The sequence below is a fragment of the Geodermatophilus sp. SYSU D00708 genome (assembly GCF_054050115.1).
The window spans coordinates 98,105-123,976 of the sequence record NZ_JBJGYS010000003.1 but is presented as its reverse complement, the minus strand read 5'-3'; the positions used below and the strand labels follow the sequence as shown (position 1 = coordinate 123,976).

Here is a 25,872-nt window from a genome sequence, read left to right as displayed (position 1 = left end):
ACCGGGACTCGCTCAGTGGTCGGAGGTCCCGGTCGCCGGCGGCTCCTCGTCCCCGACCGACAGCGCGACCGGCGGGGTGTCGGGGAGGTCGATCGGCTTGGCCTCGCCGCGGAAGACGAACTTCTGCTCGGCGCCCTCGCCCTCGACGTCCACCACGACGATCTGACCGGCGGTCAGCTCGCCGTAGAGGATCTTCTCCGACAGCGTGTCCTCGATCTCGCGCTGGATCGTCCGGCGCAGCGGCCGGGCACCCAGCACCGGGTCGAAGCCGCGGTGGGCCAGGAGCTTCTTGGCCTCCTGCGTGATCTCCAGCGACATGTCCTTGTTCGCCAGCTGGCCCTCCACGCGGGCGACCATGAGGTCGACGATCTGGATGATCTCGGCCTCGGTCAGCTGGTGGAACACCACGATGTCGTCGATGCGGTTGAGGAACTCAGGGCGGAAGTGCTGCTTGAGCTCGTCGTGCACCCGCGACTTCATGCGCTCGTAGTTGGACTGCGTGTCGTTCCCGGCCTGGAAGCCGAGGCCGACCGCCTTGGAGATGTCCCGCGTCCCGAGGTTGGTCGTGAGGATCAGGATCGTGTTCTTGAAGTCCACGATCCGGCCCTGACCGTCGGTGAGCCGGCCGTCCTCCAGCACCTGCAGGAGCGTGTTGAACACGTCCGCGTGCGCCTTCTCGATCTCGTCGAAGAGGACCACCGAGAACGGCTTGCGCCGCACCTTCTCGGTCAGCTGGCCGCCCTCGTCGTAGCCGACGTAGCCGGGAGGGGCACCGACCAGCCGCGAGACGGTGAAGCGGTCGTGGAACTCACCCATGTCGATCTGGATGAGCGCGTCGTCCTCACCGAAGAGGAAGTTGGCCAGCGCCTTGGCCAGCTCGGTCTTACCGACACCCGAGGGGCCGGCGAAGATGAACGAGCCACCGGGACGGCGCGGGTCCTTGAGGCCCGCCCGCGTCCGCCGGATCGCCTGGCTGACGCTCTTGATGGCCTCTTCCTGGCCGATGATCCGCTTGTGGAGCTCCTCCTCCATGCGCAGGAGTCGGGTGGTCTCCTCCTCCGTCAGCTTGAAGACGGGGATGCCGGTCCAGTTGGCCAGCACCTCGGCGATCTGCTCGTCGTCGACCTCGGCGACGACGTCCATGTCGCCGGCCTTCCACTGCTTCTCGCGCTCGGCCTTCTCGCCCAGGAGCTGCTTCTCCTTGTCGCGCAGCGACGCGGCCTTCTCGAAGTCCTGCGCGTCGATGGCCGACTCCTTCTCGCGGCGGATGGCCGCGATCCGGTCGTCGAACTCGCGCAGGTCCGGCGGGGCGGTCATCCGCTTGATCCGCATCCGGGCGCCGGCCTCGTCGATCAGGTCGATCGCCTTGTCCGGCAAGAAGCGGTCGGAGATGTACCGGTCGGCCAGCGTCGCGGCGGCGACCAGGGCGCCGTCGGTGATGCTGATCCGGTGGTGCGCCTCGTAGCGGTCGCGCAGCCCCTTGAGGATCTCGATCGTGTGGGTGAGCGTCGGCTCGCCCACCTGGATCGGCTGGAAGCGGCGCTCGAGCGCGGCGTCCTTCTCCAGGTGCTTGCGGTACTCGTCGAGCGTGGTGGCGCCGATGGTCTGCAGCTCACCGCGGGCCAGCATCGGCTTGAGGATGCTGGCGGCGTCGATCGCGCCCTCCGCGGCACCGGCCCCGACGAGGGTGTGGATCTCGTCGATGAACAGGATGATGTCGCCGCGGGTGCGGATCTCCTTGAGGACCTTCTTCAGCCGCTCCTCGAAGTCACCGCGGTAGCGGGAACCGGCGACGAGGGCGCCGAGGTCGAGGGTGTAGAGCTGCTTGTCCTTCAGCGTCTCGGGGACCTCGCCCTTGACGATCGCCTGGGCCAGGCCCTCGACGACGGCGGTCTTGCCGACGCCGGGCTCGCCGATGAGGACGGGGTTGTTCTTGGTCCGCCGCGAGAGGACCTGCATGACCCGCTCGATCTCCTTGGCCCGCCCGATGACCGGGTCGAGCTTGGAGTCGCGCGCGGCCTGGGTCAGGTTGCGGCCGAACTGGTCGAGGACCAGCGAGGTCGACGGGGTGCCCTCCGACGGGCCGCCGGCCGCGGCCGGCTCCTTGCCCTGGTAGCCGGACAGCAGCTGGATGACCTGCTGGCGGACGCGGTTGAGGTCGGCGCCGAGCTTCACGAGGACCTGGGCGGCGACACCCTCACCCTCGCGGATCAGGCCGAGCAGGATGTGCTCGGTGCCGATGTAGTTGTGGCCGAGCTGCAGCGCCTCGCGCAGGGACAGCTCGAGGACCTTCTTGGCCCGAGGGGTGAAGGGGATGTGCCCGGACGGGGCCTGCTGGCCCTGCCCGATGATCTCCTCCACCTGCTGCCGGACACCCTCCAGCGAGATGCCCAGGGACTCGAGCGCCTTGGCGGCGACACCCTCACCCTCGTGGATCAGGCCCAGGAGGATGTGCTCGGTGCCGATGTAGTTGTGGTTGAGCATCCGGGCCTCTTCCTGGGCCAGGACGACCACGCGGCGGGCTCGGTCGGTGAACCGTTCGAACATCTGCTGCTTCTCCTCTGACCGGCTGGTCCGGCACTGCCCTCCCCGCGCTGGGGAGGAGCACCCGACGTCCGTCGGCGCGCGGCGCACCGGTCTTCCACTGTAGTCGCGGACTCCGTCCCTCCGTCGGCACGCGAGGCCGCCGGTGGAGGAACTGGAGCTGCCCGGTCCAACCGATGGTGGCGCGGTGGTGTTCCGGGACCGTTACGCCGTGAGCGGACGCGGTGTCAGCAGGTGAGCGCCAGGCACACCCAGCACAGCGGCCACTCCTCGTCGCCGTCGTCCGGCCAGGTCCACAGGGCGGGGTCGAGGAGGGTGACCGGCGCGAGGCAGAGCGCGCGGCCGGCGATCAGCCCGTCGGCGCCGACGGCGTGCAGCCGGGTCGTCGGCGCCTCGTCCGCGGCCGGGCGGCAGCCGACCTCGTCCACCCCGACGGTCCAGTGGCCGTGGTCGAGCGAGCCGCGCCCGGCGCTCCGGCCGGCCGTCACTCGAGGACCACCAGGACGCCGTCGGCCGCGAGCCGGTCGGTCAGCTCGTCGAGCACGGCGCGCGCCGCGGGCTCCACGGTGGCCTGCAGCCGGACGGCGATCAGCCGGTGCCCGTGCCGCTGGAGGGCCAGCACGGTCCCGCTGAGCAGGTCGGCGCCGACCTCGTCGAGGTGGCCCCGGGCCCGGACGAGGCCGCGGACCTGGTCCACGGTGGCGGTGAAGGAGGGAGCGAGAGGGGAGGTGTCCTGGGGGGTCGGTTCAGAGCTGGGATCGCGACCACCCGTCGTGGTCGCCCACGCCGCGTCTTGGCTCATACCCCTAGCGTTACCGGACCGTCCGTATCCACCCAGGGACCTAGGACCCTGACCTGCGACTTCAGGTGAACTCTCGGTGGCGGGACGGCAACGGCCCGGCCCCCCGAGGGGAGCCGGGCCGCACGACGTGCTGGAGCGACCCCTCGCAGGGCCCCGTCGCGGCCCCGTCCAGCGGCTCACCCCGAGCCTGCGAGGGGTGAGGAGGACGGGGTCCTTCTAGTGCGCGGCCTCGTAGGCCTCGACGACGCTGGCCGGGATGCGCCCGCGGTCGCTGACCTGGTGGCCGTTCTTCCGGGCCCAGTCGCGGATCGCGCCGGCCTGCTCCCGGTCCATCCGGCCGCCCCCACCGGTCGCACGGGAGCGCCCGTTGCCGGACGCCCGGCCCGAGCCGCGGCCGACCTTGCGGGCGGCCTGGACGTACCGCGAGAGGGCGTTGCGCATCTCCTCGGCGTTCTTCTCGGACAGGTCGATCTCGTAGTTCGTCCCGTCGAGGGAGAAACTCACGGTCTCGTCGGCCGGAAGGTCCTCGTCGAGGTCGTCACTGAGGATCACCTGGACCTTGCGAGCCATTCCACTTCCCCACTTCTCGCTACGGCCCCTTTCGGGGCGGTCGGTCGCCCCGAAGCGGGGCAGTTGCTTTGCCACCACGAACCATAGTGCATTCAGCGAGAAGTCCGGAATGACGAAATACCAGATGGGGTGAGAAACGGACCGCGGAGTTCAGGACGAAATCGGCCGCACGAGCGGGAAGAGGATGGTCTCGCGGATTCCCAGGCCGGTGAGGGTCATCATCAGCCGGTCCATGCCCATGCCCATGCCACCGGTCGGCGGCATCCCGTACTCGAGCGCCTCGAGGAAGTCCTCGTCGAGCGCCATCGCCTCGGGGTCGCCGGCCGCGGCCAGCGCCGCCTGGGCGGTGAACCGCTCGCGCTGGGCCACCGGGTCGACCAGCTCGGAGTAGGCGGTCGCGCGCTCGACCCCGGCGATGTACAGGTCCCACTTCTCCGCCAGGCCCGGCGCCGACCGGTGCGCCCGGGTCAGGGGCGAGGTGTCCAGCGGGTAGTCGACGACGAAGGTCGGCGACTGCAGCGTGTCCTGCACCAGCGCCTCGAACAGTTCCTCGACGACCTTGCCGGGAACCCACTTGGGGTCCACGCCCACACCGTGGCGCTCGGCGAGGGACCGCAACTGCTCGTGCGGGGTCTCGGGGGTGATCTCCTCCCCCACTGCGTCCGACACCAACGTGTAGAGCGGGATCTGCGGCCACTCGCCCGACAGGTCGATCTCGGTGCCGTCGTTGTGCCGCGCGACGTGGTCGCCGAACAGCGCCGCGCAGCATTCCTGCGTCAGTTCCCGGGTGAGCGTGGCCATCACCTGGTAGTCGGCATAGGCCTGATAGGCCTCCAGCATCGCGAACTCGGGCGAGTGCGTGCTGTCGGCGCCCTCGTTGCGGAAGTTGCGGTTGATCTCGAAGACCCGCTCGAGCCCGCCGACGATGCACCGCTTGAGGAACAGCTCCGGTGCGATGCGCAGGTACAGGTCGAGGTCGAACGCGTTCATGTGGGTGCGGAAGGGACGCGCCGCGGCGCCGCCGTGCACCGTCTGCAGCATCGGGGTCTCGACCTCGAGGTAGCCGCGGGCGGCGAGGCCGGCGCGCAGCGTCGACATCACCGTGGACCGCTGCCGCACCGTCCGGCGGGCCTCGTCGCGCACGATCAGGTCCACGTACCGACGGCGGACCCGCAGCTCCTCGCTCATCGGCTTGTGCGCGACCGGCAGCGGGCGCAGCGCCTTGGCGGTGAGCTGCCAGGAGTCGGCGAACACCGAGAGCTCCCCGCGCCGCGACGTCCCGACCTCGCCCTGGACGAACACGTGGTCGCCGAGGTCGACGTCGGCCTTCCAGGCGTCCAGCGCGTCGGCGCCCACGCGGTCGCGGGAGAGCATGACCTGCAGCTCGGCGTCGCCCTCGCGCAGCGTCGCGAAGCACAGCTTGCCGGTGTTGCGGCTGAAGATGACCCGGCCGGTGACCCCGACCTTCTCCCCGGTCGTGGTGTCCGGCGGCAGGTCCGGGTGGGCGGCGCGGACGTCGGCCAGCGTGGTCGTCCGGGCGACGGCGACCGGGTACGGGTCGACGCCGGACTCGCGCAGCCGGTCCAGCTTCGCCCGGCGGACCCGGAGCTGTTCGGGGAGTTCGTCGTCAGGCGGGCCGGGCGGTACGTCTGTCACGGGAGGCCAGCCTACGGGGAGAGGGGACGTCGTCCTGCCGCCTGCTGCCGGTCGAAGGCCAGCCGCAGCCCGTGCACGGTGAGGTCGGGCTCGCGCTCGCCGATGGACCGGCAGCTGCCGGCGACCAGCGGGGCCAGCCCGCCGGTGGCGACGACGACCGGCGGCACCCCGAACGAGTCCACCAGCTCCGCGGCGATCCGGGCCACCAGCCCGTCGACCAGGCCGGCGAAGCCGAGCACCAGACCCGACTGCAGCGCGGCCACGGTGTTCTTCCCGATCGCGTGCGGCGGCACGGTGAGCTCCACCGACCGCAGCTGGGCGGCGCGGCTGGCCAGCGCCTCGAGGCTGACCTCCACCCCCGGGGCCAGCGCTCCCCCGAGGAACTGCCCGGACGGGCCGACGGCGTCGACGTTGGTGGAGGTGCCGAAGTCGACCACCACCACGGGCCGGTCGCCGCCGTCGGGCCCGCGCCCGTACAGCTCGTGCGCGGCGAGCGCGGTCACCACCCGGTCCGCGCCGACCTCGCGGGGGTTGTCCACGTGCAGCGGGACGCCGGTCCGGACGCCGGGGCCGATGAGGACGACCGGCACCTCGAGGGAGTCCAGCAGCTGCCGCAGCGCCGGCAGCAGCGCCGGCACCGTCGAGCAGGCCGACACCCCGGTCACCTCGGTGTCCCGGAGCAGCCCCCGCCACAGCAGCCGCAGCTCGTCGGCGGTGGCCCGCGGCGCCGTCGTCACCCGCCAGCAGCCCACCCGCCGGTCGCCGTCGAAGGTGGCCAGGACGGTCTGGCTGTTGCCGACGTCGACGGTGAGCAGCACGGTCAGGCCCGCAGGTCGAGCGCGAGGTCGAGGATCGGCGCGGAGTGGGTGAGCCCGCCGACCGACAGGTAGTCGACGCCGGTCTCGGCCACCTCCCGGGCCACGTCGAGGGTGAGCCCGCCGGTGGCCTCCAGCTCCGCGCGGCCGCCCACGAGCGCGACGACCTCGCGCAGCGCGGCCGGCGCCATGTTGTCGCAGAGCAGGAAGTCGGCGCCGGCCTCGACCGCCTCGACGGCCTGCGCCGGCTCGTCCACCTCGACCTGCACGGTCACGCCCGGGGCGCGCTCGCGGACCGCGGCGACGGCGGCGGCCACCGACCCGGCCGCGGCGACGTGGTTGTCCTTGACCATCGCCACGTCGTAGAGGCCCATCCGCTTGTTCGACCCGCCGCCGCAGCGCACCGCGTACTTCTCCAGCGGCCGCAGCCCCGGCGTGGTCTTGCGGGTGTCCAGGACGACCGCGCCGGTGCCCTCGACGGCGTCGACCCACCGGCGGGTGAGCGTGGCGATGCCGCTGGCCCGGCTGGCGATGTTCAGGGCGCTGCGCTCGGCGGCCAGCAACGCCCGCACCGGTCCGCGGACCGTCAGCAGCACGTCGCCGCGGCTCACGCGGTCGCCGTCGGACGCGCCCGCGGTGAGGGTGGCGCCGGGCGCGAGCCGGGTGAAGACCCGGGCGGCGACCGGCAGGCCGGCGACCACGCCGTCGGCGCGGGCCACCAGGTCGGCGGTCCCGAGCTGGCCGGCGGGGACGGTCGCGGCACTGGTGACGTCGTGGGTCACCGCGAGGTCGGGGGCGGCGGGCAGCGGCGCGCCGCCGGTGAGGTCCTCGGCGAGGGTGCGCTCGACCAGCTCGTCGACCCACGCCTCGGTCAGCCCCGTGCCGCTCAGGTCCCGGGGGTCGTTCACCACGGCTGCACCACCGGGGTGCCGACCGGGCGGCGGGTCACCGTCAGGCGGCCGGACGGGTCCAGGCGGACGTCGAGGTGCACGCGCCACTCCTCCTCGGTCTCGGGGTGGTCCTCCCGCCAGTGGCACCCGCGGGTCTCCTCGCGGGCCGCGGCCGCGGCGGTGAGGGCGCAGGCGACGGTCAGCAGGTCGGTGGCCTCCCAGCCCTCCACACCGGGGGCGACCCCGCCCAGCCCGGCGGCCAGCGCGGCAAGCCGGCCGACCGCCTCGGCGAGTCCGGATCCGTTGCGCAGGGCCCCGACCCGGGCGGACATCGTGTCGGTCACCGCCCGGCGCCCGGCCGGGTCCAGCAGCCCGGACGGCGCGGCCTCGGGGACCCGCCCCGGCGAGGGCGCGGGCAGCCGCCCGGCCAGCTCGGCCCCGATCCGGGCGGCGAACACCAGGCCCTCGAGCAGCGAGTTGGAGGCCAGCCGGTTGGCACCGTGGACGCCGGTACAGGCGACCTCCCCGCAGGCGTAGAGCCCGGGCACCGTCGTCCGGCCGGCGAGGTCGGTGACCAGGCCACCGGAGGCGTAGTGCGCCGCGGGGGTCACCGGGACCAGGTCGGTGACCGGGTCGACGCCGGCGGCGCGGCAGCTGGCGGTGATGGTCGGGAAGCGCGCGGCGACGTCGGGCACCCCGCGGGCGTCCAGCCAGACGTGGGGGACGCCGTCGCGCAGCTGCACCGCGGTGATCGCCTTGGCGACGACGTCGCGCGGGGCGAGCTCGGCCAGCGGGTGCACCCCCACCATGAACCGCTCCCCCGACCCGTCGCGCAGGACCGCGCCCTCGCCGCGCAGCGCCTCGCTGACCAGGGGCTGCTGGCCGCGGGCACCGGGCCCGAGGTAGAGCGAGGTCGGGTGGAACTGGACGAACTCCAGGTCGGTGGCGACCGCGCCGGCCCGCAGGCCCAGGGCCACGCCGTCACCGGTGGAGACCGAGGGGTTGGTGGTGGCGGCGTAGACCTGCCCCATGCCGCCGGTGGCCAGCACGACCGCGCGGGCGCGCACCGCGCCGACGCCGTCCGCGCTGCCCTCACCGAGCACGTGCAGGGTCACGCCCGCCGCCCGGCCCTCGGCGTCGGTGAGCAGGTCGAGGACCATCGCGTGCTCGACCAGCGTCACGCCCGGGTCGGCGCGGACGGCGTCCTGGAGGGCGCGCTGCACCTCCGAGCCGGTGGCGTCGCCGCCGGCGTGCACGATCCGGTCGGCGGAGTGCCCGCCCTCGCGGGTGAGCAGCAGCCGGCCGGCGGGGTCGCGGTCGAAGGCGGCCCCCCAGTCCATGAGCTGGCGCAGCCGCTGCGGCCCCTCGGAGACCAGGACCGACACCGCGTCGGGCTCGCACAGCCCCACGCCGGCCACCTCGGTGTCGCGGGCGTGTGCCTCGGGGCTGTCGGCGGGGTCCAGGACGGCGGCGATGCCGCCTTGTGCCCAGCGCGTGGACCCGGCGTCCGCCCGGACCTTGGTGACCACGGCGACCGACAGCCCGGCCGCCCGCGCGTGCAGCGCGACGCACAGCCCGGCGACGCCGGAGCCCACGACGCACACGTCGGCGGTGAGCTCCCAGCCGGGCGCCGGCGCCGACAGGCGCAGCGGGAGCCCGGTGACGGTGTCGGTCGCCGGTGCCGTCACCGAACCGGGACGCCGCGGTCGCTGCGCTGCTGGTCGGTCGCGCCGGGGACCGGGGCCGAGGGGTCGCCGCCGAGCTCGACGATGCGGTTGGCGCCGTCGACGTGCACGACCCTGGGGATGTGGCTCTCGGCCTCGGTCTCGTCCATCATCCCGTAGCTGATCATGATGACCAGGTCGCCGGGGTGCACCAGGTGCGCGGCGGCGCCGTTGATCCCGATCACCCCGCTGCCCCGCTCGCCGGGGATGACGTAGGTCTCCAGCCGGGCGCCGTTGGTGACGTCGACGATCGCGACCTGCTCGCCGGGCAGCAGGTCGGCCGCGTCGAGGAGGTCCTCGTCGATGGTCACCGAGCCCACGTAGTGCAGGTCGGCCTGGGTGACCGTCGCCCGGTGGATCTTGGATTTGAGCATCGTGCGCATCATCGGGAGGCTCCCGGGGGCTGGAGGGTGGGCGAGCTGAGGTGCAGCGGGGTGTTGTCGATCAGGCGGGTGCTCCCGGCGCGGGCGGCGACCAGCAGCCGGGCGGGCCCCGCGGCCGGGGCCGGGCCGAGGTCGGGGTCGGTGAGCGCGAGGTAGTCGGGGACCAGCTCGGGAGCACCGGCCAGCACCTCCCGCGCCGCGGCCAGGACCGCCTCCGCGCCCCGCGGGCCGGCGGCGGCACCCGCGCGGAGCGCCCGGGACAACGCCGCGGCGGTGGCGCGCTGTTCCGGGGAGAGGTAGCGGTTGCGGGAGGACAGCGCCATGCCGTCGTCCTCGCGGACGGTGGGGACGCCGACCACGTCGGGGCCGAGGACGAGCTCGCGGGCCATGGCGCGGATGAGCACCAGCTGCTGGTAGTCCTTCTCGCCGAAGTAGGCGACGTCGGGGCGGACCAGGCCGAACAGCTTGGCGACGACGGTGAGGACGCCGGCGAAGTGCCCGGGCCGGACGGCGCCCTCGAGGACGTCGCCCAGCGGCCCCGGGTGCACGGTGACCCCGACCGCGCCGGACGGGTAGACCTCCTCGACCGGCGGGTGGAAGACGACGTCGGCGCCCTCCTCGGCCAGCGCCGCGAGGTCGGCGTCCCAGGTGCGGGGGTAGCGGTCGAAGTCCTCGCCCGGGCCGAACTGGGTCGGGTTGACGAAGACCGAGACGACCACGGAACCGCCGCGCTCGCGGGCGGCCCGGACCAGGGTGCGGTGCCCCTCGTGCAGGGCGCCCATCGTCGGGACGAGGGCGACCGGGCCGGACAGGTGCGCCCGGAGCCGGGCCAGGTCCGCGGTGGTCTCCGCGACGGCCGGGGTGGTGGGGGCGCTCACCGAGAGCCCGCCGTGTCGGCGGCCTCGTACAGCAGGTCGAGCAGCGGCGCGCCCTCGTGGCGCTTGAGCCGCCCCGCGGCCAGGGCTCGCTCGGTGGTCCGCTGGGCCATCGCGACGTAGGCGGCGACCGACTCCGGGGCCCGCTCGGTGAGGGTCTCCAGGTGGTCGTGGACGGTGCCGACGTCGCCGCGGCTGACCGGGCCGGTGAGCCCCTTGTCGCCGCGCCGCAGCCCGTTGTCCAGCGCCGCGGTGAGCAGCGGGGCCAGCACCCGTGCCGGTTCGCCGACCCCCGCGCTCCGCAGCAGGTCCGCGGCCTCGGCGACCAGCGTGACCAGGTGGTTGGCGCCCGTCACGAGCGCGGCGTGGTAGAGCCGCCGGTCGGCCTCGGCGACGAAGAACGGCTCGCCGCCCATCTCGAGCACCAGCGTCTCGGCGACCGGCCGGTGCTCCGGGGCGCTGGTGACCGCGAACGGCGCGCCGGCCAGCCGGTCGGCGTCCTCGGGCGCGCCCGTGAAGGTCATGGCCGGGTGCAGGGCCAGGGGCAGGACGCCGGCCCGTGCGGCCGGGGCGAGCACCGCGAGGCCGTGCGCCCCGGAGGTGTGGAAGGTGAGCTGGCCGGCGCGCCACACCCCGGTCTCGGCCAGGCCCGCGACCAGGCCGGCGAGGGTGTCGTCGGGAACGGCGAGGACGACCAGGTCGGCGGCGGCGACCACCTCGTCGGTGGGGAGCAGCGGCGTGCCCGGCAGCAGGCGCCCGGCGCGCTCGGCGGAGGCGGTGGAGAGGCCGGCGGCGGCGACCACGTCGTGGCCGGCGGCAGCGAGGGCGGCGCCCAGGACGGCGCCGACGCGTCCGGCGCCGACGACGCCCACGCGGAGCCGGGCGGGAGCGGTGTCGGCGGGCAGGAGGCCGGCAGCGCGGAGGGTCCTGCGGGCAGCAGGCATCGGTGCACCTCTCGTTCCAGTCCCTCGCGGGTACCGGACTCGGGTTCGCGGCCGTCCTCGTCGACGACCGTCAGGGCGTGCAGGTCGTGCGGTGGTGCCGGCGCGGGCCCCGCTGCGGCCAGGGTGTGTCACGCGGGTTGAGCGCCGATGGCGAGTGTGTGACCGGCAGGCAGCAGGTGCAACGGCTGGGGGCTGTGGACTGGGTCACCCCGGCGCCGGCTGCCGGTGTCAGCGCCCGAGCACGCGGTCCAGGACGTCGTCGGGCTCGTCGTCGTCCCGGTAGCGGCGCCGCCGCCGGCCACCGGACGCGCCGGCCCCGTTCGCGGCGAGGATCTCCGCCAGGCGCGAGGACCCGTGGTCGGCCCCGGGGACGGGGTCCCGGCCGACGGCGGGGCGTTGCTCGGTCGGCTGCTCGCCGGGAGCCACCGGCCGGTGCGGGTCGTCGGTGTGCCGCCGGCGCGGCTCGGCGGCGGAGTGCCGCGAGTGCCGGGCCGAGGCCGCCTCGGTGGGCTCCACCAGGGACCGCTCGGCCAGCCAGTCCAGCGGCGGCAGGGGCGGCGGGGCCACCGACGCCGCCGGGGCCGGGCGCTGCGGCGCCGGCGTCTCGACGCGCACCTCGGCGAACTGCCGGGTCGCTCCCCCACCGGTGAGGTCCTCCAGCCGGATCCCCGGCCGGGCGGCGGTCAGCTCCAGGGCCGGGTCGGCCCAGCCGGCGTCGATGGTGCCGGCAGCGGGCGCCTCGGTCGTCGCGGGAGCGGTCCGGATGGACTGGGTGCGCAGCATGATCCGCTCGACGAGCATCTCGCCGGACAGCTGCTCGGTGAGCTCCGTACGCAGGCGCCCGACGTCGGCGCGCAGGTCGGCCAGCTGCGCCAGGTCCCCCCGCAGGTCGGCGAGCCGGTCCAGGCCGGTCCGCAGCTCGGCGAGCCGGGCGACGTCGCGACGCAGCTCCGACAGCCCGGCCACGTCGGAGCGCAGCTCGGCCACCCGCGCCACGTCCCGGCGCAGCTCCGCGACACCGGCCAGCTCGCCGCGCAGCGCCGCGAGGTCGGCGCGCACCGCCTGCTCGGTCTCGCGCCGGACGTCGTTCTCCACGCGCAGCTCGAGCTCGCGCCGGGCGGCGACCTCCCGCTCCAGCTCCAGCTCGTAGGCCAGCCGCAGCTCGGCCTCCCGCTCGGCCGCCTCCCGCTCGACCGCCGCGACGTCGCCCCCGTCGGCGACCGCGCCGCCCCGCCGGGCGGTCACCAGCGCGGCGAGCACGAACGCCCAGGCCGCGCCGATCACCGCGAGCCGGAGCACCTGCGGGTCGTCGGTGACGAACACGACGACGGTGGCGGCGACGGCGAGGACGCCCCCCACCGCCAGGCCGGCGGTCCGCACTCCCGGGGGGACCGCCTCGGAGCCGCGCCGGACGGTGCGGGAGCGGGGCCCGGAGCGCTGCGTGGCCACGTCGTCCCGGTCCCCCCGCATGGCGTCCAGGGTAACGGTGGGAGAGCCCCCGGTGACGTGCCGAAACGGCCCGGCGGCCCCGTCTCGGGTCCCGCCCTGAGCCTGCGAAGGGTGGGGAGGACGGGGTCCTTCTACTGGGCGAGCGCCCCGTCGGAGCTGAAGACCAGGCCGATCGAGACCTCACCCTGCTGGATCGCGGCCTTGGTCAGCGGGCCGCCCGGGTCCAGCTCGCGGAACTCGGCGAACTGCAGCCCGTAGGTCTCCTCCAGGCCCGGCTGGCAGAACGGCCGGTCCGGGCACTCCGCCGGGCCGCCGAGCACCAGGGAGCCGTCCCCGCAGGCGTCCGCCAGCTCCGACAGCGTCGCGACTCCCACCTGGTCGGCGAAGGCCTGGGTGACCGCGAAGGCGTTCTGGTCGGCGGCCTCCGAGGGCTCGCCGAACACCAGGCCGACCTGCTCGGCCAGCGGCTGCAGTGCGGTGACCGTCGCCTGCACGTCCCCGCTGGCGACCGGCTGCGCCTCGGGGCCGTTGACCTGGCGGTTGAGGAACTCGGTGACCGTCGACAGGTACTCGGGGAAGACCTGGATGTCCGAGCCGGAGATGAGGGCCGGCAGGTACAGCTCGCGGTTGCCGACCTCCCGGACGGAGGCGTCGAAGCCCGCGGCGTCGAGCACGTCGGCGTAGACGTTGGCCAGCACGGTCGACTCGGTGAAGTTGCCGCCACCGACCGCGATGGCGCCGCTGCCCTGCTCCAGCGACGCGGCGTCGACGTTGTCCTGCACCCAGGCCGCGGCGACGTCCTCGGCGCTCTGCCGGTCGATGTCGACCGCGGCGTTGAGCTCGATGAGCGCGTCGGTGGTCAGCGCCGCCGAGACCGCGTCCAGCGCCGGGACCAGCGCCGGGTTCGCCTGGGCGGTGGCGGAGTTGACCGCCGGGACGACGTTGTCGGCGTTCTGCAGCTGCTGGTCGTCCTCGAGCACGACCAGCTGCTCGCCGGCCACGGGGGCGCACGCGTCCCCGGCCGCGGTGGCCCCGGTGGTCTGGCCGCCGCCGGTCCCCGACGAGCCGGACTCGCCGCAGGCCGTCGCGGTGAGCAGCACCGCGGCCAGCGCGAGAGGAGGGACGATCCGGGTACGGCTGCGCATGGTGCCCGCCTTCTGTGTCCCGTGCGGCCGGGGGGCGGCCGCGACGCGTGTCTGGCGGGAGGAGTCCCGCGCCGGTCATGCAACCGCCTGGCCAGGTCGCAGGCCAACCCCGGCGGAGAGGTGTTGCGCGGTTGTTACCGACGCCTCAGAGGGGGACGCCCGACGCGGTGGGCTCCGGGGTCCCGGAGGGCTCGCGCCGTCCCGCGCGGAAGGGCAGCCGGCGCGGGCCCGGGGTGACCGCCCACGACACCAGCACCAGCACCAGCTCGGTGAGCAGCGCGAGCCCGGCCACGAGGAGGGCCCCGGCGAGGATCTGGCCGAGGTCCTGCTGACCGAACCCGAGGTTGATGATCCGGCCCAGTCCACCGCCGCCGACGAGGGCGGCGAGGGTCGCGGTGGCGACCACCTGCACCGCCGCCGTCCGGACGCCGGTCATGACCAGGGGCAGCGCCAGGGGCAGGTCGACGCGGGACAGCAGCTGGCGGCGGCTCATGCCCATCGCCCGCGCCGCCTCGCGCACGTCGCGGTCGACCTCGCGGAACCCGACGAAGGTGTTGGTGAGCATCGGCGGGACGGCGAAGACGGCGAGCGCCAGGACCGTGGCGGTGTCGCTGAAGCCGATCGGCGTCACCGCGAAGACCGTGAGCAGGGCCAGGGTCGGCACCGCGCGGCTGACGTTGGACAGGACGACGATCCCGCCGGCGCCGCGGCCGCTGCGGCCCAGCGCGACCCCGGCCGGGATGGCGAGGACGGCGGCGAGCAGCACCGCGGCGGCGGAGACGGTCAGGTGCTCGGCGAGCAGGTCGAGGATGCCGCCGGACCGGGTCCAGTTGAACGGGTCGTTGAGGTAGACGAGCGCGTCGCCGAACGCGTTCACGCCCGGGCCGCCCGCGTCCAGGGCGTGAGCAGCCGCTCGACGCCGGCCAGCAGCACGTCGGCGACCAGCGCCAACAGCACGCAGCCGACGGCGCCGGTCACGATCTCGGCCCGGTAGAAGTTCGCGTTGAACCCGCCCACGATCAGCTGCCCGAGCCCGCCGTTGCCCGTGATGACGCCGACGGTGACCAGGGCGACGGTGGAGACGGTGGCGATCCGCAGGCCGGCCATGAAGGTCGGCAGCGCCAGCGGCAGGTCGACCTGCCAGAACAGCCGCGCCGGGCCGTAGCCCATCCCGCGCGCGGCCTCGCGGACGTCGGCGGGCACCCCCTGCAGGCCGACGAGGAAGTTCCGGACCAGGATCACCAGCGTGTAGAGGGTGAGCCCGAGCAGCACGGTGGTGGCCGACAGCGGCCCGGTGAACGGCGCCAGGAAGGCGAACATCGCCAGCGAGGGGATCGTGTAGATCACCGTCGACAGGCCCAGCACCGGCCCCGACAGCAGCCGCGAGCGCCGGGCCAGCAACGCCAGCGGCAGCGCGACCAGCGCCCCGAGCAGGACCGCGCCCACCGTGAGCCTGACGTGCTGACCCAGGTAGCCCACAATGGTGTCCCAGTTGTCGGTCACGTACGACGGGCTGAACCAGGGGTTCGGCGCCTCGTCCGCCGCGAGCACCACCAGGTCGCTCGCCGCACCCAGCAGCGGGTGCGCACCCAGGAAGGCCACGTCGTGGACGCTACTGCCACCGCCGCCTCGCCGACGGACACGGCCGGGGAGGGCGGCGCCCAGGAGATCCGGCTCGAGGGCGTCAGCAAGGTCTACCCGGACGGCACCGTCGGCGTCGCTGAGCTGGACCTGACCTTCGCCGCCGGGGAGCTGTCGGTGCTGGTCGGCCCGTCGGGCTGCGGCAAGACGACGACGATGAAGATGATCAACCGGATCATCGAGCCGACCACCGGCCGCATCCTGCTCGGCGGCGAGGACGTCACCCGGGTGGACGCCGACCGGCTGCGCCGCCGGATCGGGTACGTCATCCAGAGCGTGGGCCTCTTCCCGCACCAGACCGTGCGCACCAACGTCGCGACCGTGCCGCGGCTGCTCGGGTGGGACCGCGGGCGCATCCGGGCCCGGGTCGACGAGCTGCTCGCGACGGTCGGCCTCGACCCCGCCGTCCACGGGGACCGCTACCCCGCCCAGCTCTCCGGGGGCCAGCGGCAGCGGGCCGGCGTGGCCCGGGCGCTGGCCGCCGACCCCGCCGTCCTGCTGATGGACGAGCCGTTCTCGGCCGTCGACCCCGTGGTGCGCGAGCGGCTGCAGGCGGAGTTCCTCCGGCTGCAGGAGACGGTGCGCAAGACGATCGTCTTCGTCACCCACGACATCGAGGAGGCGGTCCGGCTCGGCGACCGCATCGCCGTGATGAGCACCGGCGGGCACGTCGAGCAGTTCGCGCCGCCGGCCGAGCTGCTGGGGCGGCCGGCCAACCAGGTGGTGGCCGACTTCGTCGGCGGCGACCGCGCCCTCAAGCGGCTGGCGGTCACCCCCATCGACCCGGCCGCGCTGGAGCAGCCGCCGACGGTGGGCCTCGGCGACGGCCTGGCCGACGTGGGCGTCGCGCTGGACCGCGCCGGCTCCGACTGGGCCGTGGTGCTGGACGGCTCCGGCCGGGCGGTGGGCTCGCTGCCGTCCGCGCGGGCCGCCGGCGCCGGGACGGTGGGCTCCGCCGTCGTCCGCAGCGACGGGGCCGTCCCCGCGGACGCCTCGCTGCGGACGGCGCTGGCCAGCCTGCTGCAGTCCGACGCCGGCTGGGTGGCGGTGGTGGACGGCGACCGCTACCTCGGCGTGCTCACCCCGGGGTCGCTGCACGCGGCGCTGCGGACGTCGGTCCGCGGCTGACTACCCCCGCGCGTCGAGCTGCGGTTCGTCGTCCTCCGAGGACGGCGGGATGCGGCAGACCGACTCCAGCCACAGCGCGGCGCCGACCAGCGCGCCCGAGCACACGACGCCGATGAGGCCCGCGACGGCGTCCCCGCCCGCGGCCTGCAGCCGCGACAGGGCCGGGACGACGTACAGCAGCAGGCCGACCCAGGTGCCGAGGAACACGGCGCCGACGTAGGCGCTGGCCTGGGCGAGCACCGCCAGCCGGGCCACGAGCATGGGTTCCACCGGCCGCACCGGGACGTACCCGCGCTCGGCCGGCGGGCGGCGGTCCCGCTGGGCCGTCAGCCGGGCGCGCAGCGTCCGGGCGCCGAGCAGCTCGGCGACGGCGAGCACCCCGATCGGCACCGGCAGCCACCAGCGCAACTCCGGCAGCGACCCGTACACGGCGCGCACCACCAGCCAGACCGCCACCGCCAGACCGGCGGCCAGGACGGCGAGGTCGCGCCGGGACACCGGTCTCAATGCAGGTGCTCCCAGCGGACCACCGCCGCGACCTCCTCGGGCGGCAGCGCGGCGACCAGGTCGACCACCCGACCGTGCCCGGGCAGCACCGCCGTCGGGTCCAGCGAGGCCCACGGGACGAGCACGAAGGCCCGCTCGTGCGCCCGCGGGTGCGGCAGGGTCAGCCGGGGGTCGTCGGAGTGCACCGGCTGCCCGTCGTCCCCGGTGACCGTGACGACGTCGACGTCGAGGGTGCGCGGCCCCCAGCGGACCTCGCGGGTCCGGCCCGCGGCCTGCTCGAGCTCGTGGGCGCGCGCCAGCCACCCGGCCGCGTCGTGGGGCCCGCGGACGACGACGACCGCGTTGAGGTAGGGCGGCTGCTCGACCGGCCCCCACGGCGGGGTCTCGTACAGGGTGGACCGCGCCACCAGCACGCCGTCGTCCTTGAGCGCGGTGATCGCGCCGCGAAGGGTGGCGGCCCGGTCGCCGAGGTTGGCGCCGAGGGACAGGACCGCGCGGCTCATGCCCGCTGCCGCCGGATGCTCACGGTGACGTCGTCGAAGGCCACCCCGAGGTCGGCCTCGGGCTTGTGCACGGTGATCTCGACGGCGTCGACCAGCGGGTCGGTGAGGCAAACGTCGGCCAGCCGCTGGGCGAGGGTCTCCAGCAGGTCGACCGGCTCCCCGGTCAGGACCGCGTGCAGCGCCTGCGCCAGCTCGGCGTAGTTGACCGTCTTCTCCAGGTCGTCGCCGGCCGCGGCCGGGGCGGTGTCGAGCTCGAGGACGGCGTCCACGCGGAAGGTCTGCCCCCGCTCGCGCTCGAAGGCGTAGACCCCGTGGTGGGCGTGGGCGGTGAGCCCGCGGACGGCGATGCGGTCGGGACGGCGGGGCGGGGGGTCACTGGGCATGCGGCTTCCTCTCCCGGCGGGCGGCCTGGACGGCGGCGACGGTGCGGACGGCGTCGGCCGAGGCGGCCGCGTCGTGCACCCGCACCCCCCACGCGCCGGCCTCGGCGGCGAGCACGGTGGTGGCCAGCGTGGCGGCGTCGCGCTCCTCCGCGGGGCGCACCGTGCCGTCGGGGGCGGCGAGCAGCCGGCCGAGGAAGGTCTTGCGCGAGGCACCGACGAGCACCGGCAGCCCGAGGGCGATCAGCCGGTCCAGGCCGGCGAGCAGCGCCCAGTTGTGCTCGGCGCGCTTGGCGAAGCCCAGCCCGGGGTCGAGCACCAGCTGCTCGGGCGCAACCCCGGCGGCCACGACGTCCTCCACGCGGGCGGTGAGCTCCGCGCAGACCTCGGTGACGACGTCGCCGTAGCGGGCCGCGGCGTACATCTCGCGGCTGTGCCCCCGCCAGTGCATGAGCACCCACGGGACGCCTGTGTCGGCGACCAGCCGGGCCATGCCGGCGTCGGCCAGCCCGCCGCTGACGTCGTTCACCAGCACCGCCCCGGCGCTCAGCGCCGCCTCGGCCACCTCGGCGCGGGTGGTGTCGACGCTGACCCGCACGCCCGCGCCGGTGAGCTCGCGGACCACCGGCAGCACCCGCCGGCACTCCTCGTCGGCGTCGACCCGGTCGGCGCCGGGCCGGGTGGACTCCCCGCCCACGTCGACGTAGTCGGCGCCGGCCGCGTGCATGGCCAGGCCGTGGGCGATCGCCGACGGGGCGTCGGCGAAGCAGCCGCCGTCGGAGAAGGAGTCCGGCGTGACGTTGAGGACCCCCATGACCACGCAGTGGCCGGGGCGCGGCAGCTCGAGGGGTGTCACCGACCCAGCACGAGGCTCATCGCCTCGCTGCGCGTCGCCGGGTTGTCCCGGAAGATCCCGCGGACGGCGGAGGTCACCGTGGTGGAGCCGGGCTTGCGGATGCCGCGCATGGCCATGCACAGGTGCTCGGCCTCGATGACCACCAGCACGCCGCGGGGCTTGAGGACCTCGGCCAGCGCGTCGGCGATCTGGCTGGTCATCCGCTCCTGCACCTGCGGGCGGCGGGCGTAGACCTCGACCAGCCGGGCCAGCTTGGACAGCCCGGTCACCCGGCCGTCCTCGCCGGGGATGTACCCGATGTGCGCGACCCCGTGGAAGGGCACCAGGTGGTGCTCGCAGGTCGAGTACATCGGGATGTCCTTGACCAGGACCATCTCGTCGTGGTCCTCGTCGAAGGTGGTGGCGAGGACGTCGACGGGGTCCTGCCACAGCCCGGCGAAGGTCTCGGCGTAGGCGCGGGCCACCCGGGCCGGGGTGTCCTTCAGGCCCGGGCGGTCCGGGTCCTCCCCCACCGCGAGGAGCAGCTCGCGGACGGCGGCCGCGGCCCGCTCCTCGTCGATGCCCGTGCGCGGTGGGGCCGGCAGCAGCTGGTCCTCCGGCTCGGCCGGGATCTCACTCACGCGGCCTCCTCGCCGGCGCTCGTCGGACGCGCTCGTGGCACTGCTGTGCTCATGGGTGAGCTCGCGAGCTCGCTCACCTCTGGACAGGGGCGCCGATGTCGCCGACGGCGGTGCTGCCCTGCCCGACGTGTCCGTTCCCGTTCTGCGCCGCCTGCTCGGCCGGCGTCAGGACCGGCGGCAGGTCGGAGGGGGTGCGCTTGCCGAAGCCATTGTACGGCGCCAGCGAGGGCCGCTTGGTGACCGGGGCGCAGATCCGCGCCATGTCCTCCTTGGAGAGGGTCTCCTTGTCGATCAGCTCGAGCACGAGCTGGTCGAGGACGGCCCGGTACTCGACCAGGATCTCCCAGGCCTCGTCGTGCGCGGCCTCGATCAACGCCCGGATCTCGGCGTCGATGTCGGCGGCAACGGCCTCGGAGTAGTCCGGGTGCGAGCGCATGTCGCGGCCCAGGAACGGCTCGGAGTCGTTGGTGCCGTACTTCACCGCGCCGAGCTTGGCGCTCATGCCGTACTGGGTGACCATCGCCCGCGCCAGCGAGGTGGCCTTCTCGATGTCGTTGCCGGCACCGGTGGTGGGCTCGTGGAAGACCAGTTCCTCGGCCGCCCGCCCGCCGAGGGCGTAGGCCAGCGTGTCGATCATCTCCGACCGGGTCTGGGTGTACTTGTCCTCGGTCGGCAGCACCAGCGTGTGCCCCAGCGAGCGGCCGCGCGGCAGGATCGTCACCTTGTGCACCGGGTCCAGGTTGGGCAGCGCGTGCGCCACGAGGGCGTGCCCGCCCTCGTGGTAGGCGGTGACCTTCTTCTCCTTGTCGCTCATCGCCCGCGTCTTGCGCTCGGGGCCGGCGATGACGCGGTCGATCGCCTCCTCGAGGGTGGCGTCGGTGATCACCGTGCCGTTGTTGCGGGCGGTGAGCAGGGCCCCCTCGTTGAGCACGTTGGCCAGGTCCGCGCCGGTGAAGCCCGGGGTGCGGCGGGCGACGGTCTCGAGGTCGACGTCCTGCGCGAGCGGCTTGCCCTTCGCGTGGACGGTCAGGATGGCCTTGCGGCCCTCCAGGTCGGGCCGGTCGACGGCGATCTGCCGGTCGAACCGGCCCGGGCGCAGCAGCGCCGGGTCGAGGATGTCCGGCCGGTTGGTGGCGGCGATCATGATGACCCCGCCCTTGACGTCGAAGCCGTCCATCTCGACGAGCATCTGGTTGAGGGTCTGCTCGCGCTCGTCGTGGCCGCCGCCCATGCCGGCGCCGCGGTGCCGGCCGACGGCGTCGATCTCGTCGACGAAGATGATCGCCGGCGCGTTCTGCTTGGCCTGCTCGAACAGGTCGCGGACGCGGCTGGCCCCGACACCGACGAACATCTCGACGAAGTCCGACCCGGAGATGGAGAAGAACGGCACCCCCGCCTCGCCGGCGACGGCGCGGGCGAGCAGCGTCTTGCCGGTGCCGGGCGGGCCGAACAGCAGCACGCCCTTGGGGATCTTCGCGCCCACGGCCTGGAACTTGACCGGGTTGGCCAGGAAGTCCTTGATCTCCTGGAGTTCCTCGATCGCCTCGTCGGCGCCGGCGACGTCGGCGAACGTCGTCTTCGGGGTGTCCTTGCTGACCACCTTGGCCTTGGACTTGCCGAAGGCCATCACGCCCCGGCCGCCGCCCTGCATCGAGTTGAACAGCCAGAACAGCAGCAGCAGCAGGATCACGAACGGCAGGAAGCTGATCAGCAGGCTGACCAGCACGCTGTCCTGCGTGACGTTGGTGTTGAAGTCGACGCCGTTCCCGTTGCCGTTCAGGCCCGAGACCAGGTCGAAGATGTCGTCGGAGGCGCCGATCGGGTAGGACGCGGTGATCTGGTCACTGCCCTCGACCGGGCTCTTCAGGTCCAGGTCGAGCGTCTGTTCCTTGTCGTTGATCGTGACCGTGTCGACGTTCCCGCCGGTGATCTGCTCGATCGCGGTCCGGGTGCTGACCTCCTCGTAGCCGCCGTTGCCGCGGAACAGCGAGGAGAACGCCAACGCCAGGAGGACGACGAGGACGACCCAGAACCACACGGAGCGGAAGATCTTCTTGCGTTCCATACACCGATGCCGGGCGGCCGGGGTCCCCGGCCTGACCCGTCCACCCTCCTGATCGTCCGCCGGGACGCTCCCTGCGACCTGGGCGGGCCACCCCGGCGCTCGGTGCAGCGTCGTTGGATCGACGGTACACCGGCGAACCTGTGCGACCGCTGTGCGTGAGCCGGGGATCCCCCCTCAGCTGGAGTAGACCTCCGGCTTGAGCGTGGCGATGTAGGGCAGGTCGCGGTACCGCTCGGCGTAGTCCAGACCGTAGCCGACGACGAACTCGTTGGGGATGTCGAAGCCGACGTAGCGCACCGGCACCTCGACCTTCACCGCGTCGGGCTTGCGCAGCAGCGCGCACACCTCGAGGGAGGCCGGACGGCGGCTGCCCAGGTTCTTCAGCAGCCAGGACAGGGTCAGCCCCGAGTCGATGATGTCCTCGAGCACCAGCACGTGCAGGTCGCTGATGTCGCGGTCGAGGTCCTTGAGGATCCGCACGACCCCGGAGGAGCTCGTCGACGACCCGTAGGACGAGACGGCCATGAACTCCATCTGGGTGGGCAGCTGCAGCGCCCGGGCGAAGTCGCTCATGAACAGCACCGCCCCCTTGAGGACGCCGACCAGCAGGACCTCCCGGCCCGCGTAGTCCTCGGCGATCTGGGCGGTGAGCTCGCCGATCTTGGCCTGGATCTGCTCCTCGCTGAGCAGCACGTGGTCGATGTCGGGGCCGTAGCCGTGGTGGTTGCCGAGCTCTGCGTGGTCGCTCGCGGCCTTGCTCACGCCGATGGCTCCTCGAGGGTGTCTGGTGCGTCCCCGGCACGGGGGCCCCGCGCGTCGGGGGGCAGGAACACCAGCCTGCCAGACGTCCGGAGCACCCCGGCACCGCCGGGTAGGTCCACCCGGCCCTGCCCGCGCCACCCCGTGACGAGCGTCTCGACCGCGCGCAGGTGCACCGCCTGCAGGTCGGGGACCCCGGCCGCGCGCAGCCAGCCGCGCAGCACCCGCCGGCGCAGCGCCGCGGGCAGGGGCAGCAGCGGACGGGCGGGCAGGCCGCCGTCCCCCGCCTCCGCGGCCAGCCGGGCCAGCTCGGCCGCGGCGAGCCCGTCGAGGGCGTCGAGGTCCTCCCGGAGCAGCTCGGCGGTCCGCGCCAGGGCGGGGGCCACGCCGCCGCCGAGGACCTCCTCCATCAGCGGCAGCACCTCCCCGCGCAGCCGGGCTCGCGTGTAGGCCGGGTCGGTGTTCCACGGGTCGTCCCACACCGGCAGCCCCTGGTCGGCGCAGGCCTGCCGGGCCGTCGCCCGCCGGACGCCGAGCAGCGGCCGCCACCAGGTCGCGCCGTCGTCGGTGCGCTCGGCCACCATGCCCGCCACCGACCGCGGACCCGAGCCGCGGCCGAGCCCGAGCAGCACCGTCTCGGCCTGGTCGTCGAGCGTGTGCCCGAGCGCGATGCGGGCGCCCTGCTCCCGCGCGGCGCCGGCCAGCGCGGCGTAGCGGGCCGCCCGCGCCGCGCCCTCCGGGCCGCCCGCCCCGCCGACGTCCACCCGCAGCACCAGGACCGGGTCCAGCCCCAGGCCGCGGAGCAGGTCGCCCGTGGCGGCGGCGCGCTGCGCGGAGCCGGGCTGCAGGCCGTGGTCGACGGTGACGCCCCCGACCGGGACGGCCGCGGACCGGGCCTCGAAGGCGAGCGCGGCGGCGAGCGCCACGGAGTCCGCTCCCCCGCTGCAGGCGGCCAGGACCGGCTGCCCGCCGCGGCGCAGCCCGCCGCGCACCGCGGACCGCAGCACCGCCACCGCGTGCGGTGGGCCGGCCACCGCGGGGACCTCAGGCGGGGATGGCGGGGCGGCCGTGCACCCGCTCGACCCAGCGCGCCGGGTCGGTGAGCTCCTCGATCCGCGGCAGGGTCTCCGGCCCCGACCACACGCGGTTGAGGCCCTCCATGCCGACCAGGTCGACCACGCCCCCGACGAAGTGCCGCCCGTCGGCGTACTGCTTCATCTTCTGCTCCAGGCCCAGCAGCCGGCGCAGCACGCGGTCGAGCGGACCCCGGCCCTTGCGCCGCTGGGCGAACCGCAGCCGCAGCGTCCGCACCGACGGGACGACGTCCGGGCCGACGCCGTCCATCACGTACTCGGCGTGCCCCTCGAGCAGGCTCATCACCGCGGTCACCCGGTCGAGGACGGCGCGCTGGGCGGGGTCCTGGACCAGCGCCATCAGCCCGCTGTCGTCGCCGTCCCCACCCCGGACGGCGTCGCCGATGCCGCGCAGCACGTCGCGCAGCCGCTCGCGCAGCACGTCGGGATCGAGGTCGGTGGCCTCGACGAACTCGGCGATCTGGGCCTCGAGGTGGTCCCTGAGCCAGGGCACGGCGGTGAACTGCAGCTGGTGGGTCACCTCGTGCAGGCAGACCCACAGCCGGAAGTCGCTGGGGTCGACCCCGAGGCGGCGCTCGGCGTCGACGATGTTCGGCGCGACCAGCAGCAGCCGGCCGCCGGTGCCGAACACCTCGTACTGGCCCAGCACGCGGGAGGAGAGGAAGGCGAGGATCCCGCCGGCCTGCACGCCCGTGGCGCGCGAGCCGATGGCGGTGGCCAGCGGGCCGGGGCGGGACTCCTGCTTGGCGGTCAGCGCGTCGACCAGCGGGTCCAGCAGCGCGGCCATCCCCGCCGTGTTGGCGTCCACCCAGCCGGGGCGGTCGACGACGGCGACCTCGGGGGCCGGCCCGCCCGGGACGGGGGTGAGCCCGGTCAGCCCCTGCACGTGGGCGACGGCGGCGGCGGCGGCCTCGTGCAGCTCCGCGACGACGGCGGTGGCCTCCTCGCGGGTCGTCTGCGGTCCCGGGCCGACCAGGCGGCGGGCCGTGCGTCCGGCGAGGTCCCAGTCCACCATCCGAGGGGCGCTGCTCATCGGCTCACCGTACGCGGCGGACGGCCCTCTGCGTCCCGTCCCGTTCAGCGGCAGCCGCAGCGGGCCAGCGTCGCCGCGACGTCGTCCAGCGCGTCCTCGGCGGCCTGCCCGTCGGCGGGCGCGCCGTCGGCGACGACGGCGAACACCAGCAGCCGGCCGTCGACGGTCACCACCGTGCCGGCCAGCCCGTGGACGCCGAGCAGGGTGCCGGTCTTGGCGCGGACGCTGCCCGGCGCGGTCTGCGGGTCGGCGTCGTCGCGGTCGGCGAGGGTGCCGTCGTAACCGGAGACCGCCAGCCCGGAGAGGATCGGCGAGGCCTCGGACAGCGAGCCGTCGGCCGCCCCGGCGAGCAGGTCGACGAGCAGCGAGACCGGGACGCGGTCCTCCGCCGACAGGCCGCTGCCGTCGGAGAGCTCCACCCCGGTGAGGTCGAGGCCGGTGTCGGACAGCGCGTCGGTGACCGCCTGCGCCGCCCCCTCGAAGGTGGCCGGCAGGTCGCGGGCGATCGCCACCTGCCGGGCCAGCGCCTCGGCGAGCAGGTTGTCCGACTGGGACAGCGCCTGCTCGACCAGCCGGGCGATCGGCGCCGACCGCACCGAGCCCAGGGCCTGCGCGCCGTCGGGGGCGTCGCCGAGCACGATCGTGGCGCCGGGGGCGTCGAGGGCGGTGGCGAGCGCGGCGCCGGCGTCGAGGCCCGGCTGACCGCTGCGCGCGTTCTCGCCGGAGCGCACGCGGGCGCCGTCGACGGCGGTGGCGGTGACCGGGGCGGCGTAGCTGGATGGGGCGTCGTCCGGGCCCCAGCCGGAGGCGGTCAGCGGCCCCTCGAACAGCGAGCTGTCGACCACCACGCGGCTCACCGTCGTCCCCTGGGGCAGGGCGGCGCGCACCTGGGCGGCGAGGTCGTCGACGGTCGGCGCGCCGGGGTAGGTCAGCGACGGCGCGGTGCGCGAGAGCGTGGGGTCACCGCCGCCGACGAGCACGACCTCGCTCGGGTCGGCGCCCGCGACGACGGTCGTCTCGAGGGTGGCCTCCGGGCCCAGGGTGGTCAGCGCCGCGACGGCGGTGAGCAGCTTGGCGGTCGAGGCGGGGGTGGCCGGCTGGTCGGCGTCCCGGTCCAGCAGCACGGTGCCGGAGGTGGCGTCGACGACCTCCGCGCTGACCCCGGCGCCCAGGGCCGGCGCGGACAGCAGCGGGTCGAGCTGGGCGGTCAGCGCGTCGCCGTCCGGGACCGGGGCGTCGGACCCCAGCGCGGCGAGGACCGGGGCGGCGGCCTCGACGTCGGGGAGGCGGGCCTCGGCGACCCCCGGGTCGGCCGGCGCGCCGTCGTCCCCGCTCCCGGGAGCGACGACGAACCACACGACGGCGGCGACCACGAGCAGCACCGCGAGGACGCTCAGCAGGAGCCGACGGCGGAACCGGGAGTACTTCGGCGTGACGGTCGCCGACCCGCTCGACGCGATGGTGCCCACCCCCTGGAACGACCTCCGGC

26 protein-coding genes are annotated in these 25,872 nt (G+C 74.8%); 1 reads left to right on the top strand and 25 read right to left on the bottom strand.

Annotation, left to right across the window (positions count from 1 at the left end; translation table 11 throughout):
- Positions 1 to 12: 12 nt before the first annotated feature.
- From ACI79D_RS04060 to ACI79D_RS03990, 15 genes are all read right to left on the bottom strand, one after another.
- Positions 13 to 2,547: an ATP-dependent Clp protease ATP-binding subunit gene (locus ACI79D_RS04060; RefSeq protein ID WP_456917031.1), complete on the bottom strand. Its 2,535-nt coding sequence runs from the start codon at positions 2,545 to 2,547 to the stop codon at positions 13 to 15.
- A 224-nt stretch (positions 2,548 to 2,771) separates the two neighbouring features.
- Positions 2,772 to 3,032, bottom strand: a complete 261-nt coding sequence (locus ACI79D_RS04055) for a hypothetical protein (RefSeq protein ID WP_456917030.1) — start codon at positions 3,030 to 3,032, stop codon at positions 2,772 to 2,774.
- Positions 3,029 to 3,241 (bottom strand): hypothetical protein, encoded by a 213-nt coding sequence (locus tag ACI79D_RS04050; RefSeq protein ID WP_456917029.1) that lies wholly within the window; start codon positions 3,239 to 3,241, stop codon positions 3,029 to 3,031. The genes ACI79D_RS04055 and ACI79D_RS04050 overlap by 4 nt, the downstream gene beginning before the upstream one ends.
- Before the next feature lie 321 nt (positions 3,242 to 3,562).
- Complete coding sequence (locus tag ACI79D_RS04045; RefSeq protein WP_456917028.1) at positions 3,563 to 3,916, bottom strand: histone-like nucleoid-structuring protein Lsr2; 354 nt, start codon at positions 3,914 to 3,916, stop codon at positions 3,563 to 3,565.
- A gap of 150 nt (positions 3,917 to 4,066) precedes the next feature.
- Positions 4,067 to 5,572: a lysine--tRNA ligase gene (gene lysS / locus ACI79D_RS04040; protein ID WP_456917027.1), complete on the bottom strand. Its 1,506-nt coding sequence runs from the start codon at positions 5,570 to 5,572 to the stop codon at positions 4,067 to 4,069.
- Positions 5,573 to 5,583: 11 nt separating this feature from the next.
- Positions 5,584 to 6,390: a type III pantothenate kinase gene (locus ACI79D_RS04035; RefSeq protein ID WP_456917026.1), complete on the bottom strand. Its 807-nt coding sequence runs from the start codon at positions 6,388 to 6,390 to the stop codon at positions 5,584 to 5,586.
- A gap of 2 nt (positions 6,391 to 6,392) precedes the next feature.
- On the bottom strand, positions 6,393 to 7,295 hold the full coding sequence (gene nadC, locus ACI79D_RS04030) for a carboxylating nicotinate-nucleotide diphosphorylase (protein ID WP_456917025.1): 903 nt from the start codon (positions 7,293 to 7,295) through the stop codon (positions 6,393 to 6,395).
- Positions 7,292 to 8,965: an L-aspartate oxidase gene (locus ACI79D_RS04025; protein ID WP_456917024.1), complete on the bottom strand. Its 1,674-nt coding sequence runs from the start codon at positions 8,963 to 8,965 to the stop codon at positions 7,292 to 7,294. Before ACI79D_RS04025 ends, nadC begins: the two co-directional genes overlap by 4 nt.
- Positions 8,962 to 9,375 carry an aspartate 1-decarboxylase gene (gene panD / locus ACI79D_RS04020; RefSeq protein ID WP_456917023.1) on the bottom strand — a complete coding sequence of 138 codons (414 nt, stop codon included), beginning with the start codon at positions 9,373 to 9,375 and terminating at the stop codon, positions 8,962 to 8,964. Before panD ends, ACI79D_RS04025 begins: the two co-directional genes overlap by 4 nt.
- Before the next feature lie 8 nt (positions 9,376 to 9,383).
- A complete protein-coding gene (panC, locus tag ACI79D_RS04015; RefSeq protein ID WP_456917022.1) occupies positions 9,384 to 10,262 on the bottom strand; it encodes a pantoate--beta-alanine ligase in 879 nt (292 codons plus the stop codon).
- Complete coding sequence (locus tag ACI79D_RS04010) at positions 10,259 to 11,203, bottom strand: Rossmann-like and DUF2520 domain-containing protein (RefSeq protein WP_456917021.1); 945 nt, start codon at positions 11,201 to 11,203, stop codon at positions 10,259 to 10,261. The genes panC and ACI79D_RS04010 overlap by 4 nt, the downstream gene beginning before the upstream one ends.
- Before the next feature lie 228 nt (positions 11,204 to 11,431).
- A complete protein-coding gene (locus ACI79D_RS04005; RefSeq protein WP_456917020.1) occupies positions 11,432 to 12,673 on the bottom strand; it encodes a DUF6779 domain-containing protein in 1,242 nt (413 codons plus the stop codon).
- A gap of 110 nt (positions 12,674 to 12,783) precedes the next feature.
- A complete protein-coding gene (locus tag ACI79D_RS04000; RefSeq protein WP_456917019.1) occupies positions 12,784 to 13,797 on the bottom strand; it encodes a glycine betaine ABC transporter substrate-binding protein in 1,014 nt (337 codons plus the stop codon).
- Positions 13,798 to 13,942: 145 nt separating this feature from the next.
- Positions 13,943 to 14,674 carry an ABC transporter permease gene (locus tag ACI79D_RS03995; RefSeq protein ID WP_456917018.1) on the bottom strand — a complete coding sequence of 244 codons (732 nt, stop codon included), beginning with the start codon at positions 14,672 to 14,674 and terminating at the stop codon, positions 13,943 to 13,945.
- Positions 14,671 to 15,399, bottom strand: a complete 729-nt coding sequence (locus tag ACI79D_RS03990) for an ABC transporter permease (RefSeq protein ID WP_456917017.1) — start codon at positions 15,397 to 15,399, stop codon at positions 14,671 to 14,673. Before ACI79D_RS03990 ends, ACI79D_RS03995 begins: the two co-directional genes overlap by 4 nt.
- 3 nt (positions 15,400 to 15,402) lie before the next feature.
- On the opposite strand from ACI79D_RS03990, the gene ACI79D_RS03985 reads away from it, so the two are divergent.
- A complete protein-coding gene (locus ACI79D_RS03985) occupies positions 15,403 to 16,566 on the top strand; it encodes an ABC transporter ATP-binding protein (RefSeq protein ID WP_456917016.1) in 1,164 nt (387 codons plus the stop codon).
- Here ACI79D_RS03985 and ACI79D_RS03980 read toward each other — a convergent pair whose 3' ends face one another.
- From ACI79D_RS03980 to dacB, 10 genes are all read right to left on the bottom strand, one after another.
- Positions 16,567 to 17,064, bottom strand: a complete 498-nt coding sequence (locus tag ACI79D_RS03980; protein WP_456917015.1) for a DUF3180 domain-containing protein — start codon at positions 17,062 to 17,064, stop codon at positions 16,567 to 16,569.
- A gap of 5 nt (positions 17,065 to 17,069) precedes the next feature.
- Positions 17,070 to 17,576, bottom strand: a complete 507-nt coding sequence (gene folK, locus ACI79D_RS03975; protein WP_456917014.1) for a 2-amino-4-hydroxy-6-hydroxymethyldihydropteridine diphosphokinase — start codon at positions 17,574 to 17,576, stop codon at positions 17,070 to 17,072.
- The gene (gene folB / locus ACI79D_RS03970; protein ID WP_456917013.1) at positions 17,573 to 17,959 is read right to left on the bottom strand and encodes a dihydroneopterin aldolase; all 387 of its coding nucleotides are present in this window, start codon (positions 17,957 to 17,959) and stop codon (positions 17,573 to 17,575) included. The genes folK and folB overlap by 4 nt, the downstream gene beginning before the upstream one ends.
- Entirely contained in the window at positions 17,949 to 18,812 is an 864-nt protein-coding gene (gene folP, locus ACI79D_RS03965) for a dihydropteroate synthase (RefSeq protein WP_456917012.1), read from the bottom strand. Before folP ends, folB begins: the two co-directional genes overlap by 11 nt.
- Entirely contained in the window at positions 18,809 to 19,432 is a 624-nt protein-coding gene (gene folE / locus ACI79D_RS03960; RefSeq protein ID WP_456917011.1) for a GTP cyclohydrolase I FolE, read from the bottom strand. Before folE ends, folP begins: the two co-directional genes overlap by 4 nt.
- Before the next feature lie 73 nt (positions 19,433 to 19,505).
- Positions 19,506 to 21,497, bottom strand: coding sequence for an ATP-dependent zinc metalloprotease FtsH (gene ftsH, locus ACI79D_RS03955; RefSeq protein WP_456917010.1), 1,992 nt, complete (start codon positions 21,495 to 21,497; stop codon positions 19,506 to 19,508).
- 174 nt (positions 21,498 to 21,671) lie between these two features.
- A complete protein-coding gene (gene hpt, locus ACI79D_RS03950) occupies positions 21,672 to 22,259 on the bottom strand; it encodes a hypoxanthine phosphoribosyltransferase (protein ID WP_456917009.1) in 588 nt (195 codons plus the stop codon).
- Positions 22,256 to 23,290 (bottom strand): tRNA lysidine(34) synthetase TilS, encoded by a 1,035-nt coding sequence (gene tilS, locus ACI79D_RS03945; RefSeq protein ID WP_456917008.1) that lies wholly within the window; start codon positions 23,288 to 23,290, stop codon positions 22,256 to 22,258. The genes hpt and tilS overlap by 4 nt, the downstream gene beginning before the upstream one ends.
- Before the next feature lie 10 nt (positions 23,291 to 23,300).
- Entirely contained in the window at positions 23,301 to 24,383 is a 1,083-nt protein-coding gene (locus ACI79D_RS03940; protein WP_456917007.1) for a zinc-dependent metalloprotease, read from the bottom strand.
- Positions 24,384 to 24,427: 44 nt separating this feature from the next.
- Positions 24,428 to 25,852, bottom strand: a complete 1,425-nt coding sequence (gene dacB, locus ACI79D_RS03935; RefSeq protein ID WP_456917006.1) for a D-alanyl-D-alanine carboxypeptidase/D-alanyl-D-alanine endopeptidase — start codon at positions 25,850 to 25,852, stop codon at positions 24,428 to 24,430.
- Positions 25,853 to 25,872 lie beyond the last annotated feature (20 nt).